Annotated in this window: 23 protein-coding genes; 6 read left to right on the forward strand and 17 right to left on the reverse strand. The window is 59.6% G+C overall.

Features of this window, described 5'->3' with window-relative positions; all coding sequences use genetic code 11:
* Position 1: 1 nt before the first annotated feature.
* The gene (locus tag B0E33_RS23035) at positions 2-1513 is read right to left on the reverse strand and encodes an aminotransferase-like domain-containing protein (protein ID WP_077292545.1); all 1512 of its coding nucleotides are present in this window, start codon (positions 1511-1513) and stop codon (positions 2-4) included.
* Between the two features lie 102 nt (positions 1514-1615).
* On the opposite strand from B0E33_RS23035, the gene B0E33_RS23040 reads away from it, so the two are divergent.
* Positions 1616-1855: a DUF1127 domain-containing protein gene (locus B0E33_RS23040; RefSeq protein WP_208992478.1), complete on the forward strand. Its 240-nt coding sequence runs from the start codon at positions 1616-1618 to the stop codon at positions 1853-1855.
* A 123-nt stretch (positions 1856-1978) separates the two neighbouring features.
* Here B0E33_RS23040 and B0E33_RS23045 read toward each other — a convergent pair whose 3' ends face one another.
* Entirely contained in the window at positions 1979-2515 is a 537-nt protein-coding gene (locus tag B0E33_RS23045) for a peroxiredoxin-like family protein (RefSeq protein ID WP_023000878.1), read from the reverse strand.
* 107 nt (positions 2516-2622) lie between these two features.
* On the opposite strand from B0E33_RS23045, the gene B0E33_RS23050 reads away from it, so the two are divergent.
* Positions 2623-3423, forward strand: coding sequence for an AraC family transcriptional regulator (locus B0E33_RS23050; RefSeq protein ID WP_023000879.1), 801 nt, complete (start codon positions 2623-2625; stop codon positions 3421-3423).
* Positions 3424-3663: 240 nt separating this feature from the next.
* On the opposite strand, the gene B0E33_RS23055 is transcribed toward B0E33_RS23050, so the two are convergent.
* The 6 genes from B0E33_RS23055 to purC form a co-directional block, all read right to left on the reverse strand.
* Entirely contained in the window at positions 3664-3918 is a 255-nt protein-coding gene (locus B0E33_RS23055; protein ID WP_006932460.1) for a DUF2164 domain-containing protein, read from the reverse strand.
* A gap of 19 nt (positions 3919-3937) precedes the next feature.
* On the reverse strand, positions 3938-4603 hold the full coding sequence (gene purQ, locus B0E33_RS23060) for a phosphoribosylformylglycinamidine synthase subunit PurQ (protein WP_062488382.1): 666 nt from the start codon (positions 4601-4603) through the stop codon (positions 3938-3940).
* Positions 4604-4621: 18 nt separating this feature from the next.
* The gene (locus tag B0E33_RS31425; protein ID WP_023000881.1) at positions 4622-4729 is read right to left on the reverse strand and encodes a phosphoribosylformylglycinamidine synthase-associated small membrane protein; all 108 of its coding nucleotides are present in this window, start codon (positions 4727-4729) and stop codon (positions 4622-4624) included.
* Positions 4730-4757: 28 nt separating this feature from the next.
* Positions 4758-5000, reverse strand: a complete 243-nt coding sequence (gene purS / locus B0E33_RS23070) for a phosphoribosylformylglycinamidine synthase subunit PurS (protein WP_031269246.1) — start codon at positions 4998-5000, stop codon at positions 4758-4760.
* A 106-nt stretch (positions 5001-5106) separates the two neighbouring features.
* Entirely contained in the window at positions 5107-5646 is a 540-nt protein-coding gene (locus tag B0E33_RS23075; RefSeq protein WP_062488383.1) for a hypothetical protein, read from the reverse strand.
* A 121-nt stretch (positions 5647-5767) separates the two neighbouring features.
* Entirely contained in the window at positions 5768-6532 is a 765-nt protein-coding gene (gene purC / locus B0E33_RS23080; RefSeq protein ID WP_006932454.1) for a phosphoribosylaminoimidazolesuccinocarboxamide synthase, read from the reverse strand.
* 307 nt (positions 6533-6839) lie between these two features.
* Here purC and B0E33_RS23085 point away from each other — a divergent pair, with 307 nt between their 5' ends.
* The 3 genes from B0E33_RS23085 (at position 6840) to B0E33_RS23095 (ending at position 8591) form a co-directional block, all read left to right on the forward strand.
* The gene (locus B0E33_RS23085) at positions 6840-7163 is read left to right on the forward strand and encodes a DUF1476 domain-containing protein (RefSeq protein ID WP_023000884.1); all 324 of its coding nucleotides are present in this window, start codon (positions 6840-6842) and stop codon (positions 7161-7163) included.
* A gap of 220 nt (positions 7164-7383) precedes the next feature.
* Positions 7384-8190 carry an HpcH/HpaI aldolase family protein gene (locus B0E33_RS23090; RefSeq protein ID WP_077292546.1) on the forward strand — a complete coding sequence of 269 codons (807 nt, stop codon included), beginning with the start codon at positions 7384-7386 and terminating at the stop codon, positions 8188-8190.
* A 185-nt stretch (positions 8191-8375) separates the two neighbouring features.
* Complete coding sequence (locus tag B0E33_RS23095) at positions 8376-8591, forward strand: hypothetical protein (protein ID WP_077292547.1); 216 nt, start codon at positions 8376-8378, stop codon at positions 8589-8591.
* A gap of 6 nt (positions 8592-8597) precedes the next feature.
* Here B0E33_RS23095 and B0E33_RS23100 read toward each other — a convergent pair whose 3' ends face one another.
* The 5 genes from B0E33_RS23100 to purB form a co-directional block, all read right to left on the reverse strand.
* On the reverse strand, positions 8598-9152 hold the full coding sequence (locus B0E33_RS23100; protein WP_077292548.1) for an RBBP9/YdeN family alpha/beta hydrolase: 555 nt from the start codon (positions 9150-9152) through the stop codon (positions 8598-8600).
* Between the two features lie 239 nt (positions 9153-9391).
* Positions 9392-9907, reverse strand: coding sequence for a BA14K family protein (locus B0E33_RS23105; RefSeq protein WP_077293563.1), 516 nt, complete (start codon positions 9905-9907; stop codon positions 9392-9394).
* A gap of 94 nt (positions 9908-10001) precedes the next feature.
* Entirely contained in the window at positions 10002-10751 is a 750-nt protein-coding gene (locus B0E33_RS23110; RefSeq protein ID WP_077292549.1) for a metallophosphoesterase family protein, read from the reverse strand.
* A 3-nt stretch (positions 10752-10754) separates the two neighbouring features.
* Positions 10755-11156 carry a DUF4260 domain-containing protein gene (locus B0E33_RS23115; RefSeq protein WP_077292550.1) on the reverse strand — a complete coding sequence of 134 codons (402 nt, stop codon included), beginning with the start codon at positions 11154-11156 and terminating at the stop codon, positions 10755-10757.
* Positions 11157-11381: 225 nt separating this feature from the next.
* The gene (gene purB, locus B0E33_RS23120; protein WP_023000891.1) at positions 11382-12710 is read right to left on the reverse strand and encodes an adenylosuccinate lyase; all 1329 of its coding nucleotides are present in this window, start codon (positions 12708-12710) and stop codon (positions 11382-11384) included.
* A gap of 158 nt (positions 12711-12868) precedes the next feature.
* Between purB and B0E33_RS23125 the strand changes: the two genes are divergently transcribed.
* Entirely contained in the window at positions 12869-13351 is a 483-nt protein-coding gene (locus B0E33_RS23125) for an NUDIX hydrolase (protein ID WP_062488388.1), read from the forward strand.
* An 18-nt stretch (positions 13352-13369) separates the two neighbouring features.
* Here B0E33_RS23125 and B0E33_RS23130 read toward each other — a convergent pair whose 3' ends face one another.
* The 4 genes from B0E33_RS23130 to B0E33_RS23145 all read right to left on the reverse strand — a co-directional run bounded on the left by B0E33_RS23130 (position 13370) and on the right by B0E33_RS23145 (position 17470).
* Positions 13370-14947 (reverse strand): APC family permease, encoded by a 1578-nt coding sequence (locus B0E33_RS23130; RefSeq protein ID WP_075284833.1) that lies wholly within the window; start codon positions 14945-14947, stop codon positions 13370-13372.
* 319 nt (positions 14948-15266) lie between these two features.
* Complete coding sequence (locus B0E33_RS23135; RefSeq protein ID WP_077292551.1) at positions 15267-15566, reverse strand: GIY-YIG nuclease family protein; 300 nt, start codon at positions 15564-15566, stop codon at positions 15267-15269.
* Between the two features lie 328 nt (positions 15567-15894).
* Positions 15895-16566 (reverse strand): ribulose-phosphate 3-epimerase, encoded by a 672-nt coding sequence (gene rpe, locus B0E33_RS23140; protein WP_077292552.1) that lies wholly within the window; start codon positions 16564-16566, stop codon positions 15895-15897.
* Between the two features lie 121 nt (positions 16567-16687).
* Positions 16688-17470, reverse strand: coding sequence for a DUF2259 domain-containing protein (locus B0E33_RS23145; protein WP_077292553.1), 783 nt, complete (start codon positions 17468-17470; stop codon positions 16688-16690).
* Positions 17471-17525 lie beyond the last annotated feature (55 nt).

The raw sequence follows: 17525 nt of genomic DNA on the forward strand, positions 1-17525 counted from the left end.
GCTATTCGAAACTGTCGTAGCAGGCTCCGCTGTCCTCCAGCAAATTTTGCAGGATAAGCAGACCCTTCGCGGTTTCCTGCCGGGTCATCGGGTTGGTGATGCCGATGCGAACGCGGTGATAGACCTTGCCGGATCGGCCGGTCTTGAACTCGTCTTCATCGTCAATCAGCACATTTGCGGCAGCGGCCGCCGCCTTGAAGGTGCCGGAGAGCCAGGGTTCGGGAAGCTTCAGCCAGAGAAACGGCGCGTCGGCGGCGGCAAACATGTCGTAGGCGCCGAGATATTTTTGCACCAGTTCGAAACGGGCGGAGACTTCCGCGAGGATTTTCTGGCGGAATTCGTCGGCAGCGCCGGACAGAACCAGCCGGGATGACAATTCCGACAGGAGAAAGGATATGCCGCCAGTCAGCATCTTGTGGGCGGTGTAGATCCGCTGTGCATGAGACAGCGGGCTGGAAACCCAGCCACCGCGCACGCCTGCCGTCACGGACTTGGACAGCGAGCCGACATGAAAGGTACGCTCCGGTGCCAGTGCGGCAAGCGGGGGCGGCGAGGTTTCGCGCAAGGAACCGTAGACCTCGTCCTCGATGATCCAGAGATTGTACTGGCGGGCGATGGTTACAATGTCCGCACGACGCTGTTCACCCATCATGCCGAGGGTCGGATTATGCATGGTCGGCATCACGAACAGCAGCTTCGGGTGTTTCTGCGCGCAGACCCTTGCAAGATCTTCGGGCAGGGGACCTTCGTCGTCCCGCGCGATCTGCACCGGCCTGCGGCCGGAGAGAGCCGCGCCACGGGCGATCGAGCTGTAGGTCAGTTCCTCGAAGGCGACCTGATCGCCAGGTGCCGTCGTTGCCGCGATGATCGCCATGATTGCCGCCTGGGCGCCCGTCGTCGGTACGATGCTGCCTTCCGGTGGCTGCCAGCCGGCACGGGACAGCCAGATCCGCCCGGCCTGGCGCCAGCTTTCAGGCACGGAGCGGGTATAGCTGGCAATTTCGTAAGGGGCATCACGGGTGATGTCTGCCGTCAGCCTTCCGATGACGCCGGCCTGGCCGATCTCGGGAGCGGATGTGCTGTCAAAGCGGATTGCCTCCGGCGAAGGCACCATGACCCTGGTGCCGCCAAAGGCGACATCCTTAGGCATGTGCATCGCGCCCTGGGTCCAGGAAGAGGCGGACATGTCATGCGCGGCGGAGCCGTTGGTCTGCTGTGTCGGCCGGTCAAGGTCCGGTTTGGTGTCTTCTTCGAGTGACGGTTCATAGGTGCTGCCGAGCACGAATGTGCCGCGTCCGACTTCGCCGCTGACGAGGCCACGCTGTCGGATCAGGGCGTAGGCGCGTCCTATGGTGCCGACAGTGACACCCAGATCATACGCAAGGTCGCGCTGCGGCGGCAGTTTGGAACCGGCACCAAGCGCGCCAGTGGCAATATCCTCGGCGATGCGGTCCGCCAGCCGGATGTAGAGGGGCCCTTGGCCCTCGGGAATCTCTGGGTGCCAATTTGTCATGGTGACAATTTAATATATTGCATCCCGAATGGAGTCAATTCATATGATTGTAGCGCAACAATGCGCCCAATTGATGCAATTGTCACCCTGGAGATGTCTCAAATGAGTTCAATCGAAACAATATCCGGGCGCCCGATATCGCGGCTCCGGATTCCCGGCGGTTTTACCAAAACGGCTTTCAGCTATCTGAAGGATTGGTTTGTCAGGCGCCGGACCCGCCTGGAACTTCTGGAATTGTCAGACGCGGCCCTTGAGGACCTCGGACTGACCCGGGAAGCTGCGCTTGCCGAGGCAATGCGCCCCTTCTGGGATACCGAAAGCCGGCGCAAGGGCCGGTATTGATGCGGAGATCTTTGGCGATCCCCCCAAACAAGGACCTGCTACCCCTGGCGAGTCTTTGTTGATGCCGGACACGATGCAGCCCGTGTCCGGCATCCTTGTTTTCAATTCCGTATCAAGGTGCCGTCAGACTGCACCGGTATATTCGCCGCGTGCCGGATAGTCGTTCTTCTGAACGAAATCGAGTGCACCGACCATTTCCTGGAAGTGCGGGCGCACGAAAGGCATGGTCTGGACGGAGGCGAAATAGAGCGTGCCGTCCGGTCTGACAAGAAAGACGCCCGGCTCGGAAAACAGCGCAGGCTCCTCGATGCCGATCGAGGTGGTGCCACGGCTGGTTGAAACATAAAGTCCCCATTCCCTCGCAACACTCAGCGGCAGGCCGTAGCCAAAGCGCAGATCGGCATGGCCGACCTTTTCCGCCATCTTTTCCGCACGGTCCTTGTCGTCCGACGAAATAGCGATCGTCTTGACGCCCTTGGCCGCGAAGTCGGCGGTTAGACGGCCGAGTTCCTTAAGGTAAGTGGCGCAGATCGGACAATGAAGGCCGCGGTAGAACACTACCAGCGTTGCAAAGTCGGCGTTATCCTTGGACAGATCAAAGGTGCCGGAGCTCAGGGTTTCGACCGTGAGGCCGGGTACCGGTTGGCGTGGAACGAGCATGTTTTCCTCATTTGGCTAGGCAAGGCTTCACATTTCCCTGCGGATGGCTGTAAGGTAGTGAACGCAAGCGCTATAAACATTCAAAAAATATGCTCAGGAGTACGGAAATGTCGGTCCCTTATCGCACGTCCTTTAATGGAAGGCTGGACCGGCTGTCTTCGCTCATCGACCGGCTCCGCGTGCAGGTGGACATTTCACTGGCAGCGGACGGGAGCGAAAGCGATGCCAACCTGAGGGTCTATGACAGTCCTGAGAGAGGGCTGAGACTGGTTTTCTGCCCGGAGCGGGACGGATCTGCCGTGCGTGCAGGCATGGAAGCAGCCCCCGACGAAACGTCGCTTGTCGCTGCCCGGATCACGATATCAGGTGTCGGCAGGCAGCTGGTCAGTGCCTTGCCGGACTGCATTTCCGTGCCGATGTCGGAAGATCCATATCTCACCGCTGTTGTGACGCCGCTGATCGAGGAGGCGACCATGCCCAGGTGCGGTGGGCAGGCTGCCTTCCAGCGTTTGTGCGAAGTGGTGGTGATCCGTCTGCTGCGTCATGCCATGGAAGAAGGCAAGGCCGATACCGGCCTCCTGAACGGTCTTGCAAACCCGCGGATCGCAGCCGCTCTGGTGGCAATCCACGAGGTGCCCGGAGAACACTGGACGCTGGAAAAACTGGCCGAAACCGCCGGCATGTCGCGCACCCAGTTCGCTGTGACGTTCAAGGAGCTCGTCGGCACGACACCCATGGGTTATCTCTCGAACTGGCGGTTGGATATTGCCCGCTCGGAGCTGGAAACCGGCAGGCAGGTCAAGGCGGTCGCTAGCCTCTGCGGCTTCGCAAGTCCGGCGGCCTTTTCCAGGGCCTTCTCCCGCCGTTTCGGCTATTCCCCCAAACAAAAGCGCAGCCAGGCGGCCTGAACCGTCTGTTCGCTGAACCTCACTAGCCCCCGTTTTTGTCATCCCGGTTTGGCGCAGTGCCAAGACCGGGATCCAGTAGTCGCGGGAGCTGGCAGGATAATGCGATGTGACCGAGGCAGCCGGTTACTGGATCCCCGCCTTCGCGGGGATGACAAGGAGGGTGAGGGGGGTGTTAAGACGTCTGGCGCTGCGGAAATCTAGCTGGACGGCACTAACCCACGCCACGTCGCCCAGTGCAGCTCAACCGCGATCCTGTACCGGTTTTTCCAGGGCGTAGAGTTCGTCGTTGATGTCGTCGACCTTGCGGGCGAGCAGCGCCTGGGCGTCCTTGAGGCCGAGGTTGTAGAACCTGGCCCCGAGGGATGGCGTCAGGAAATCGATCAGCAATTCGGCATCCATGTTGCCGATGTCGATGTCCAGGTCTGTTTCGAGATAATGCTTGATCTCGGAGGCGAGGCGGGTTCTGGCGTCCTTGTCGAGTGTCAGGTCCGTCATGTCCGCCTCCCGGATGGTTTCAGGCTGCTTCCAGCAGGCTTTCGAACAGGAGGCGCCCGTCGAGGCCGCCATTGAGCGGCTCGATCAGGTTTTCCGGGTGCGGCATCATGCCCAGAACGTTGCCTTTGGCATTCATGATGCCGGCAATGTTGTTGATGGAGCCGTTCGGATTTGTGTCGCCCGCATAGCGGAAAACGACCTGGCCGTTGTCTTCGATCTGCTTCAGCGTGTCAGCGTCGGCGAAGTAGTTGCCGTCGTGATGGGCAACCGGGCAACGCCAGACCTGGCCTTTTTCGAACTTCGAGGAAAACCTCGTCGCAGTGTTGACCGTTTCCATCAGGACTTCGCGGCAGACGAAGGTGAGGCCGGCGTTGCGCATCAGGGCGCCGGGAAGCAGGCCTGCTTCGGTCAGGATCTGGAAGCCGTTGCAAACGCCAAGGACGGCGACGCCGCTTTCGGCCTTGGCAACAAGGTCCTTGAGGATCGGGGAGCGGGCTGCAATTGCACCGGAGCGCAGATAGTCGCCGTAGGAAAAACCGCCGGGAACAACCACAAGATCCACATCCGGCAGGGTGCTTTCCGTGTGCCAGACGCTCTGCGGCCTGGTGCCGGTGATCAGTTCCAGTGCGTGGAACATGTCACGGTCGCGGTTGGAGCCGGGGAAAACGATGACAGCGGTTTTCATGTGGGCAATCCAGTCGGTTCAGAGCAGAACAAGTACGGCTATCAAGGCCGCGATTGCGGGCACCAGGATGAATATCGCCGCTTTGGTGGCCATGAAGATCAGGGCCGTGCGGGTATCGTCATCCATCGGTGGTGCCCCGGTGTCGAAGTTTCGGTCAGGCGATCTCGATCGCGTAGTTCTCGATGACAGTGTTGGCGAGCAGCTTTTCACACATCTGCTCCAGTTCAGCCTTGGCGGCTTCCTTGTCGGTGCCGGTCAGTTCGACATCGAACACCTTGCCCTGACGAACGGAGCCGACGTCGCCGAAGCCGAGGCCGCCGAGCGCGCCTTCGATGGCTTTTCCCTGAGGATCGAGAACACCGTTTTTCAGGGTGACGATCACACGTGCTTTCATGATTGGGATCTCCGCAGCAGACTGCAGATTCTGCAGTTGAATGACTTTGGGGCTCCCCATACACGAGGAGCCCCATTTGCGAAAGGCCTGTGTGCAGAAAACCTGCGATTTATGGCAGGCGTTTGATCGTTGTCTGCTTCAGGAAGCGGTCGAGATTTGTCTTTGCCCTGGAGCTTGATGTCGCAAAGGAGGCAACGGTGCTGCCGCGGTCGTTTTGAATGATGATGCGTGCGGCGACATAGACGTTGCCTTTGTCCGTCCGGTACCTGGCAGTCATGTCGAAGCCGGAATAGGATTTGGTGACGACACGGCGATTGGTTTTGAGACGGACCTGCCCCTTCGAGGCCACGTTCGCAATGTTGCCGACGGCATTCATCAATTCGGCAGAGATCAGGTTTTGCCGGATGGCTGTTTCCGTGTCGCCCTTGACCTCGATCGGACCCACAACGACAACTTCAGGCGATTTGCAGGTGGATGGCAGACAAACATAGACGGCCTTGTTGCCGTTCTGCTTGCTGGCCCAACCCTTGGGTGCAAAGCTGGAGGAAATGCTGCCGGGCTTCAGGCCCGTGGTTTGACAGGCTGCAAGAAAGCCGCACAGAAGTGCAATCGATACGGCCTTGAAAATGAAAGAAAATCTAAAAGACATAACGCCCCCTCGTTGAACAAGGGGGCGTCATAGTTTGCAATACCTTTGGTTGCAATACTGACGTTAGGGCCGTTAGCGGCGATTGCGCCGGCCTGTGTCAATACTGCATCAGCAGCGCGTCTTACTTGACCAGGGTTGGTCCGGAGCCTGCCGGACGTTCGCTGGTGATCATGATCCCCAGCCGCTTGGCAACTTCCTGGTAGGCTTCCAGCATGCCGCCCATGTCGCGGCGGAAGCGGTCCTTGTCCATCTTGTCGTTGGTTTCGATGTCCCACAGGCGGCAGCTGTCCGGGGAAATCTCGTCGGCGACGACGATGCGCATCATGTCGCCTTCGAACAGACGGCCACATTCGATCTTGAAATCGACAAGACGGATGCCGACGCCCAGGAACAGGCCGCACAGGAAGTCGTTGACGCGGATGGCAAGCGCCATCATGTCGTCCAGTTCCTGCGGGGTGGCCCAGCCAAAGGCGGTGATGTGTTCTTCGGCGACCATCGGGTCGTTGAGCTCATCGTTCTTGTAGTAGAACTCGATGATGGAGCGCGGCAGCTGCGTGCCTTCTTCCAGGCCCAGACGAGTGGCGATGGAACCGGCGGCGACGTTGCGCACGACCACTTCCAGCGGAATGATCTCGACTTCCCGGATCAGCTGCTCGCGCATGTTGAGGCGGCGAATGAAGTGAGTCGGGATGCCGATGGCATTCAGATGATTGAAGATATATTCGGAAATCCGGTTGTTGAGCACGCCTTTGCCGTCAACAATCTCGTGTTTCTTGTTGTTGAAGGCAGTCGCGTCGTCCTTGAAGTGCTGAACCAGGGTTCCCGGTTCCGGACCTTCGTAAAGGATCTTGCCCTTACCTTCGTAAATGCGCCGGCGGCGGTTCATAGGCTATACCGTATCTTTTAGAGAAACCTTTGACGGAACATGCTTACCTTGTCTGAAAATCCACCGGGACGTTTGTCGTCAACCGGCCGATGCTTGAAGGCAGCAGGCCCTGTTTTGCGGCGCGGAACTTAACCGAAGCCGGGCAAAAGTACAATCTTATGTTTCCGGAGAGTTCGCAGGGCGGTTATGCTTTTGACGCATGAGTGTACGTACTGCGTTGATTTGATCGGCTTGCGGGGATATGCAAGAGACCAAATCAGCCCCATATGGGGGGAAGTGCATCAGCGCAGTTCAGGAGACGATGAGTATGAGCACATTCGACAAGCGCGAGCAGGGGTTTGAAAACAAGTTTGCGCATGACGAGGAGCTGCGGTTCAAGGCAACCGCACGCCGCAACAAGTTGCTGGGTTTGTGGGCGGCAGGTCTTCTGGGCTTTGAAGGCGAGAAGGCCGACGAATACGCCAAGGAAGTTGTCCGGGCCGATTTCGAAGAGCCGGGCGAGGAAGACGTTTTCCGCAAGCTTCGCGAAGATTTCGACGCAAACAAGGTCGAGCAGTCCGATCATCAGATTCGTCGCACCATGGACGAACTGATGCACACGGCTGTCGACCAGTTGCAGAAAGAAGGCTGATCGAAGCTTTCTTCGATTGTCAGTTTCAAACGCCCGCCGGAAACGGTGGGCGTTTTTGTTTTGACGGGCATGATGATTGGCAAGTTGCGGCTTTTCCGGCCTGGAAGAAGAAAATCCCCATCTCCCTTTGCGTCAACCAAGCTCCCAGAATTGCAAAAACAGCGCTTGCGGTTGTGTCGGCGGACGGATTTGATACCTCCTCTATCGGAGGAGACGACCCGTGTCAGATAATGCCTTTCTTGCCGACAAGTTGCGTTCCGGAAAAGCCGTCATTACCGGCTGGTCCCAATTGTCCGCGCCCATGGTTCCGGAGTTGTTTGCGCGCTCGGGATACGAGGCGGTTACGCTCGATCTTCAGCACGGCATGTATGATTTCGCATCGGCGTGCGAGGCGATGGCAGCCATTGCTCTTGCCGGGGCGCACCGCATCGCCCGCATTCCCGTCGGTGACAACGCCCTTGCGGGACGGCTGATCGACATGGGGGCCGATTGCATCATCGCGCCGATGATCAATTCCCTTCGGGACGCGGAAACCTTTGCGCGGGCTGTCAAGTATCCGCCAATCGGCGACCGCAGCTGGTCGCCGTTCCGGGCAGCCATGCTGAGCGGCCAGACGCGGGACCAGTATCTCGAAAACGCCAATGCACAGACCCTTGCCTTTGCCATGATCGAAACCCAGGACGCGATCGACGCGCTGGACGAGATCCTGAGCGTCGACAGTCTTGATGGCGTGTTTGTCGGTCCGAGCGATCTTTCCCTTGCTTTGTCGAAAGGCGCTTCGCTTGACCCTAACGGGTCACATACCGGCGAAGTTGCCGGTGAGATTGCGGAAAAGGCGCTCGCGGCCGGGAAACTTGCCGGGATATTCTGCCTCAACGCCGACAAGGTCGAGGAAGCCTATAATCAGGGGTTCCGGTTGATGTCACACGGTGTCGATACGCTCTTTCTTGATCATTCCGCCAGGGCTGCGCTCAAGGAAGTGGCCTGGCTGGCGGAGCAGGGCACAGGACCCGCCGCCGGATATTGATTTGCTCTTCTTGCGGAAGCTTGACTTGGGTCAATGTCATAGTTTCGATATTGCGAAAGTATTCAGATATCGAAACCGCGACGGTTCTGAGCTTCAACGGCAAAGTTGATAATGTCTCATAATCAACCACTGTTGCCGCTGTAGCTCAGGACGGAGAACCGCCGCTTTCCCGATGGGAGATCCTCATGTGGAAACTGGCAATGATCCTGTTCATCATCATCGGCCCGACGCTTGCCGGCCTTGGTGCACTGGTTCCGTTATCGATCTACGGTGTCGGCACATTCAATGCTCTGCTGCTGGTCGTCGGTGCGGCGACAGGCGCCGCGATCGCCATTCCGGTGAGCTATTGGGTGGCCACGCGCCTCGGAGCGTTGATGGACGCTTCCTCTGCACGGACCTGACAGCCGTCAGCCGAGCTTCTTCATGAAATGGGCAAAGGACATCATGCCTTCCGGCCAGGGGCCGTGGCCGCTTTCCAGGTTGATGTGACCGGCGGCTCCGGCGTCCTGGAAGGTGGTGCCCCAGACCTTGGCGAAATGCTCGGCACGGGCGTAGTCGCAATATGGGTCGTCCCGGCTGGCGACAAGGTGCGCAGGGAAGGGCAACGGATGTTCGGGAATGGGCTTGAAGTCCCCGCCATCGAATTCCGCCACCAGCCCCTCGCGGTCCCAGTCGGACGGAGCGACGAGAAAGGCGCCGGCAATCTTGTCCTTCAGCGCATGGGCACCGTGGGCAACCAGGATGCAGCCAAGCGAGTGTGCGACAAGCACAACCGGCCGTTCGGCGGCATCAACCGCTTTCACCAGCGTTTCCAGCCATTCCTTCTTGCTCGGACGATGCAGCTCTGCCTGTTTCACGACCCGGGCCGTCGACATCTTGTCGCGCCAGCGCAACAGCCAATGGCCCGGCAGTGTCTGACCGTAACCTGGAACAAGCAGAATATCGGTGTCTGAAATTTTCACGGGCTACACCTTTTGCGTGGCTGTCGAAGATGTGCCGCTGTCTCGCAGTTTTTCCGGGCGCTTGTCAATCGCGGCAAGGAAGGAGCCGGATGTTCGGAAGGTTGGAAGAAGCAACCGGCAAGCTACCGGCCTTCGGATCTCAGCGCCGTTTGCGTTTAAAGCCTTCGAGATGACGGTTGAGGCAAATGAAAGGAGCCGGCCCAAAGGACCGGCTCGATGTTTGTCGGCTTCAGCTTAAATCACGGCCCATAGGGCGAGACGCACACACGGCGTGGTCCGTGATAGGGCTGGAAGCTGTTGTCGCCAGGGCGGTAAGACCGATAACGCTGACCACACCACTGATAGTGCGCGGGGCTGTAGCCACGGCCGTAGCGAGGCGGGGCGGCGTAGCGCGGGGGAGCTGCGTAGCGAGGTGGGGCCGCATAGCGGGGGCCGGGAGCAACGCCGAAGCCGAAAGCAAAAGCTGCCGGCGGGAACCACCAGCCGTTATACTGGCGATAGCCTTGGCGATATTTCCGGTAACCCCGGTGCCCGTTGTAATAGTGGCGTCCGTTACGATTGTTGTAGCCACGATGCGGGTTATGACCTCTTCTGTGGTCAACCTTGAGGACGTTCGCCGGGGCTTCCGAATGCGTCTGAACCGGCGCCGGCGCGGTCTTGAGCAGTGGCAGCGGAGCGGCGAATGCTGGCAAAGCCAGGCTCACGGCAAGACCACCGATGGCGGCGTGGCTTAAAACGGATTTCCAGATCGACATCACATACTCCATGCTAATCATGGGTATAAAACGTGGAGCGCCCGGCTTCGTTCCCCGAAATGGTCATGCTCCGTCATTTGTGATCGCGAAGATCTCAGGAAAGTGGGCCGTAAAAACCGTGTTTCAGGGCCCGGGCCCAACCCGGACGCCCGTTCTTTTCCGCCTCGGCGGAGGCTGTGTCCCAATCGTATGTCAGGATCTTTTCCTGAAAGTTCCATGCTCCGTGATTGTTTGTCATCAGGGCATAGCGGGCATGCGGACTGCCGGCTTCCATGACATGCCGGTGCGGATGGTCGTCTTCGTAGGACGGTAAGCCGACGCTGCCCGGATTGAGCAGGATCTGTCCGGTTTTCTGAAGACGGATGACCCTTGGAATGTGCGTGTGACCGCAGCAGATGACGGGAGCGGTTTCGCCCTTCAACTCGTCCAGCAAGGTCTGTTCGTCCGGCAGGTGTCCCTTCGGCCCATCCACCTTTTCAGTCAGGTAGCGGTCATCGTTGTCCGGGGTGCCGTGACACAGGAAAATCTCGTCCGTCAGGCGTATGGTCGGCTGGCTTGTTGCCAACCAGTCGCGGCTTGCCTGGGAAAGACGCTCTGCGGCAAAGACGTCGGTCGGTCCCATTTTGTCGATCGGATCGTCCAGGACGACACGGTCGTGGTTGCCGCGAACGGTCGGCCAGGCAGTCTCACGCAGGATGGCAGCAGTTTCCTCCGGCCAGAGCGGACCGGAAATGCAGTCACCCAGATTGACGACCAGGTCCGGTGCTTCCAGTTTCAGGTCTGCAAGCACGGCTTCAAGGGCCAGGACATTGCCGTGAATGTCCGAGACGACGGCGATTTTCATGATTCAGCTATCCTGACGGCCGATCCGGCCAAGGTGAGTGATCTTGAACCCTTCAGGGCTCTTCAGGCCGTAGCCCAGAACCCGGTCGAACGCAATGTGGGCGGTCCAGATGATCGCGATCGGAGCAAAATCCCAGAAGGCGTAGGGATCCAGATCATAATCCGTGAGCAGGACGCCAAGCCCCATCAGGAGGGCCGGGCCGATGTAGGTGTGAAAGAAATTGTAGATCAGGGCGCCAACGCGTGGATTGGCAAAATAGCCCAGCATCGACAGATCCGGCACCATGAAAAGGATGACAAACGTCAGCCACGGCGCCCCTGTCCAGAAATAGAGGACCAATGAAGCAATCAGGATGAAAAGCGCTTCGATGCGCTGCCAGGCAACAAGGGATTTTTCGCCGGACATGTGCAATCTCCCGACCAAAGAGGAAAGGGAGGCGAATACCTCCGGTCCTCGCTGCCTTCGTTTTATCTTCCGGGGTCATCCCGGCCAAACGAAGTGCGAGCCGGGATCGGAGAGCCACAGGTTTTGCCGTGGCTCTCCCAATGTTGGTTCTGTCTTGGGTCTCCGATCCCGGATCTTCGCTTCGCTGCGTCCGGGATGACGAACCCACCGCGTTTCAGGGAAGCCTTACGCTTCGCCGAACACCCGTTCGAAGATCACATCGACATTCTTGGTGTGGTAGCCGAGGTCGAAGCGGTCGCGGATTTCTTCTTCGGACAGATATTTGCGCACATCCGCGTCGTTCAGAAGTTCAGTGAGGAAGTCGACCGAGGCGGCCCCTGCCACCTGGTAGCTGTCCCACACCTTCATGGCGTTGCGCTGGACCAGACGGTATGCGTCCTCGCGCGACGAACCAGCCTGGGTGAGAGCGAGCAGGATACGCTGGGAATGCACGAGGCCACCGAGACGGTCCATGTTGCCGATCATGCGCTCCGGATAGACCAGCAGCTTGTCGATGACGCCGGTCAGGCGGGCCAGAGCGAAATCCAGGGTGATGGTCGCGTCCGGGCCGATCATGCGCTCGACGGACGAATGCGAAATGTCGCGCTCGTGCCAGAGAGCCACGTTTTCCATTGCGGGAATGGAGAAGCCGCGGACGATACGGGCAAGACCGGTCAGGTTCTCGGTCAGGACGGGGTTGCGCTTGTGCGGCATTGCCGACGAGCCCTTCTGGCCCTTGGAGAAGAATTCTTCGGCTTCCAGAACCTCGGTGCGCTGCAGGTGGCGGACTTCCGTTGCCACGCGCTCGATGGAGGAGGCGATCACGCCGAGGGTCGCGAAATACATCGCGTGACGGTCACGCGGGATCACCTGGGTGGAGACCGGTTCGGCCTGAAGGCCCATGGCCTTGGCGACGTGTTCTTCCACGGCCGGATCGATGTTTGCAAAGGTGCCGACCGCACCGGAAATGGCGCAGGTGGCGATTTCCTCACGAGCCGCCAGCAGGCGCTTCTTGCAGCGGTCGAACTCGGCATAGGCTTCGGCCATCTTCAGGCCAAAGGTTACCGGTTCGGCATGGATGCCGTGGGAGCGGCCGATGCAGACGGTGTCCTTGTGTTCCATTGCCCGGCGCTTGATCGCGGCAAGTAGGGCGTCCATGTCGGCCAGCAGCATGTCGGTTGCCTTGACCAGCTGGACGTTGAAGCAGGTGTCGAGCACATCGGACGAGGTCATGCCCTGGTGCACGAAACGGGCATCCGGGCCAACGATTTCCGCCAGATGAGTCAGGAAGGCGATGACGTCGTGTTTGGTCTCGCGCTCGATCTCGTCGATGCGGTCGATGTCGAACGTGGCGCTGCCACCCTTTTCCCAAATGGTCTTGGCCGCTTCTTTCGGAATGACCCCGAGCTCGGCCAGTGCGTCGCAGGCATGGGCCTCGATCTCGAACCAGATGCGGAACTTCGATTCCGGCGACCAGATGGCAACCATGTCGGGACGGGAATAGCGCGGGATCATCGGCGAATGGACCTCGTATGTGGAAAATCTGGCTGCGGAATAGCAGAGGGGCGCTGCCCCTTCAATGCGGAGACGCGGTTTTTGCTTGCAGCAAAGTGCCCGAATGTGAATTTTACGGTGCACACGAGCGCGATGCGACTGTCTTTGAGGAGACACGGATGACAATCTGGCGGCCGGCTAACACGATTGCGGTCAAGGCTCTTGCCCTGATCTGGCAGGATGACGCGCTGCTTCTGTCAGACGTGCGGAACGATACGGGACGTATCACCGGCATGCGGCCGCTCGGCGGCACCGTGGAGTTTGGCGAGCCCTGGCGCGATACGCTCCAGCGCGAGTTCCTGGAAGAACTGGGAGCAAGGATCACTCTGCTCGACGAGTATATCGTCATGGAGAACATCTACGATCATCATGGCGTCGCAGGCCACGAGATCGTTTTTCTGTGCCACGCCCATTTTACCGACAACAGCTACTACCGGACCGATACCATCGTTTACGAGGTGAACGATGACACGGTCGGGACGGCACGCTGGATCACGCTTGACGAACTGGCCGCCAAGGGGCTTGAGCTCTACCCCTCCGGTTTGAAGGACAAGCTGCCAGGGCAGGCGGGGAAACCCGCGCCGGGCCGCCGTTTCAGCTAGGCTGGATCCTGAAAGGCCTCACGTGCCGTCGCCGTATTCCATCCGCTCGTCAGCCTTTTCCTCGGCCATGTAGAGATCGAACTTGTCCTGGCGAAGGCGCAGACGCACCGCCAGGATGTAGACCGCGACTGCCAGAGCAGAAACCACGGCGATATCCGGCCCGACCGGCAGGTAGCCCGCGCCGCCGCCGAAGGAACCAAGCCAGGAAATGAGCACAAGTCCTGCAAGATAGGGAGCAAGCCAGGCCGCCTCGCGCCAGTCCAGGCTGTCGAAGCCGCCTCTGCTGTTGCGGTAGATCATCAGCAGGAAACCGATGACCAGGCAGACGCCCAGATGCAGCATGGTGTCCCAGCCGCTCCAGTAGATGATCAGGCTGGCGACGACGAAGGCAAGACACCCGGTGACAGGAGCGGCCGGCAGCACGAAGGCTCGCGGGGCGTCGGCCATCAGCTGGCGGAAGGCCAGCACGGCGACAGGGCCGACGACGAAAGACAACACGATGGAGGACGTGTTGAGGGCGAGCACTTCGTTGAATGGCAGAATAAAGAAGAACAGAGCCGAGACAACGAAGTTGATCAGCAAAGCGAACAGCGGCACGCCACGCGCCGAAAGGGTTTCCATGAACTTCGGAAAGAGACCGTTCTGGGCCATGGCAAGGCCGAGGCGGGCATTCGAGCCGACGGAAACAAGCGCCGAGGCAAAGCTGGAGATGCGCGCACTGCTGTCCAGAATGCTGACGATCCAGAGCGCGCCGACGGCGGTTGCAAGGGCCGCCATGGGGCCCAGCTCACCCGGGAAGCTGAGCGCCGCCCAGCCCTGCTTGAGCTGTGACTGATCAAGGGCGCCAAGAAAGGCGAGCTGCAGCCCGCCGTAGATCAGCAGGCAGACGACCAGGCTGATCACCAGCGCCAGCGGCACGTTCACCTTCGGATTGCGGGCTTCCCCGGCCATGTCGATCACGTGGCGGAACCCGATCAGGGCGAAGATCACGCCGCCGGTTGAGATCGCCGACAGGATGCCCTTCAGTCCCTCGGGGGCAAAGCCGCCGTATTCGCTGAAATTGGCGTATCGGAACTCGGATGTGAGGATAACGGCGGCCAGTCCGGCCGGGACAAGGATCTTGACCCAGGTGAGCGCCGTGTTGAGACGGGCAAAGAAGCGGACGCCAAAGGCATTGAGTACCGTGAAGACCGCCAGCAGGACGCAGGCAACCGCCAGACCGGCAGGGCTGAGCAGTCCGTCTGACCCGTAAAGCCAGGGGGCAAGGCTCTTCGAGTAGCGCAGTACTGCCTCCACCTCGATGGTGGCGGTGGTGTTGTAGCCAACCCAGGCCGTCCAGCCCATTGTCATGGAGACGACCGACCCGTGGGAGAAATGCGGCACACGGCCAATGCCGCCTGCAACCGGCAGGATCGCCGCGATCTCGGCGAAGGTCGCGGCAAGAAGCAGCATCGCGAAGCCGCCAATCATCCAGGCGATGAGTGATGACGGCCCGGCAGCTTGCGCAGCCATCAAGGGCGCGAACAGCCAGCCAGATCCGAGAATTCCGCTGATTGCCACAAAGGTGAGGCTCAGCAGACCGATACTGCGTTGCATATGCGCCAAGACGATTCCCCCAGTCTTTAACGGGGAGAGCTTAACCGAGGGAATGTCTCGACGGAAAGACGCGTTGCGGAAGTAATTGCTTCGCGACCGGAAGTCGTGGGTGAAAACGGTACCTGTAGCCCATCTTTCGAGACGGACCTGACGGTCCTCCTCTAGATGAGGACGTGCTTGTTGGAGGTCTGAAGTGAAAGTACTTTCAGAGCTTCAGAGCTTCAGAGCTTCAGAGCTTCAGAGCTTCAGAGCTTCAGAGCTTCCCACCACCTCATCCTGAGGAAGCGCGAAGCGCTGTCTCGAAGGATGGGCCACTTGCTCAATTTTTTGATGCGGTTTCACCCCGTTTAGACAGCGCGGGAAGCAGGTCGAACTCACCTTTGATCAAGGCTTCTTTCTTTTCACGCCGCCATCCTTTTACCTGGCGTTCGCAGGCAATCGCGTCGGTGAGCTGCTCGAACTCGCAATTGAACACCAGTTCAACCGGTCGGTAGCGCGCTGTGTAGCCGTCGTACGTGCCTTGCTGATGTTCACTAATTCGGCTCGCGAGATCCTTTCGCGTGACGCCTGTGTAATAGCTGCCGTTCGAACATCTGAGGATATAGAAAGTAACCTTCATCGATGCTGGATATCATGGCTTGGACAAATAATGGACGGGCCGGTTGGGGGTGTGGCCCATCTTTCGAGACGGACCTGGCGGTCCTCCTCAGGATGAGGGTGTTTGTGTGGGATGTCTGAGGTGCAAGATGCCTCCCAGCCTCCCAGCCTCCCAGCCTCCCAGCCTTGATGCCTCCCTCCACCTCATCCTGAGGAAGGCCAAAGGCCTGTCTCGAGGGATGGGCCGCTTGCTCAGCCTGTGGCGGCGTTTCCTCTATAAAAACGGTTGCCTTAGGGGTGCCTAGTCCACGACGTATGACCCGGGCACTCGATAAGAGCTAGCGCCGCCTTCAAGCCTCTTCCGCGGCCTTGCGGATCGCGGAGATATTACCGGCATAGCTTTCCACCGTGCCGCCCTTGAAGACTGCGGACCCTGCCACCAGCACATTGGCACCAGCCGCTGCAACGAGGGGGGCGGTTTCGGGGGTGACGCCGCCGTCGATTTCCAGATCAATCGGTCGATCGCCGATCATCTGGCGGATGCGGCGGGTCTTTTCGACCTGAGACTGGATGAATTTCTGACCGCCGAAACCCGGGTTGACCGTCATCACCAGAATGAGGTCCAACCGGTCGAGAACATATTCAATGACGCTTTCCGGGGTCGACGGGTTCAGCGAGACACCGGCCTTCTTGCCCAGATTGCGGATTGCCTGCAGAGACCGGTCGAGATGCGGGCCGGCCTCGGCATGAACCGTGATGATGTCGGATCCTGCCTTTGCAAAGGCTTCCAGGTAGGGATCGCAGGGAGCGATCATCAGGTGGGTGTCGAAGATCTTGTCCGTGTGCGGGCGCAGCTTGGCGATGACATCCGGGCCGAAGGTGATGTTCGGCACGAAGTGGCCGTCCATGACGTCGAGATGGATCCAGTCGGCTCCCGCTTCCACCACGTCGCGGACTTCCTGGCCGAGTTTGGAAAAATCGGAGGCGAGGATGGAGGGGGCAATCTTGATGTCGCGCGGCATGGCAAACTCCCGGACAGGCCAGACGGGCCGTTATCGTCCCGTTTTCTGATGTTGCCGCCGCGCTAGCACTTCTGATGCGACTGGGCAAGATACCCGAGCCGGCCTCAATCGGTTTAGAAGCTCAAAGACGTCCCGTTATCGCCAGATATCTGCGGTCCGGTCCTTCGAAGCCGAGGCTGTCCATCTGGATCAGCACGGCAAAGACGGGCGGAGCTTCATCGGGGAAATGGGTGACGATGCGCTCGATCCGGTAAGCCAGCGGGCAACGGCGGCTTTCAGGCACGCTGTTGTCCTCGTTGAGGATGCGGGTGACACCATTGTGGACCATTGTCAGGCGGAACCCCTTGGTCTCGGCGCCGTAGCTCTGGCACTGGGCATTCGGCAGAGAGTATTCCGACAGGGTGAGGTCTATTGGATCGTCACCGGACAGGAAAGTGACGCGCGGGGCAACCAGCATCTTGTGGGGATCGGATGTCAATTCGGTGCGTGGATTGAAACCGACCGTCTGGCCTTTACCGGCAATGGCCTTGTCCTGGAGCAGCGGCTGGGCGGCAAGACGGTTCTCCGCCCTGGTCTCCGACAGGGCGTTGTCGGCTGCATCGCCCGGACCCGGGTCGACATCCTTGCGCAGGCGGAAGGGAGACGGCGGCACCCAGGTATCGCCGATCACGTCGACAACGAAGATCTCAGAATAGGGGAAGCCGGATCCGTCCTGGACACCGAACTGCTCAAAGGCGAAGAAATCGCCGTTCCTGGAAAAGCCGAGAAGCTGAAGCTCTGCGGTGTCTCCAGCCATTGCAGCCGGGACGAGGCTCGCGCCGGCAAGCAGGAGCGTTGCGGCACACAGAAGACTGCGGCCCGCCGATGAGCACAGGGATTTGACGGTGGATGGCAGAACGGACACGGCACTTTCCTCACGCGAAGTGTTTGACCTGGCTAGTGGTAAGCCTAGCACGTTC

The sequence above is a fragment of the Roseibium algicola genome (assembly GCF_001999245.1).
Taxonomy (GTDB): domain Bacteria; phylum Pseudomonadota; class Alphaproteobacteria; order Rhizobiales; family Stappiaceae; genus Roseibium; species Roseibium algicola.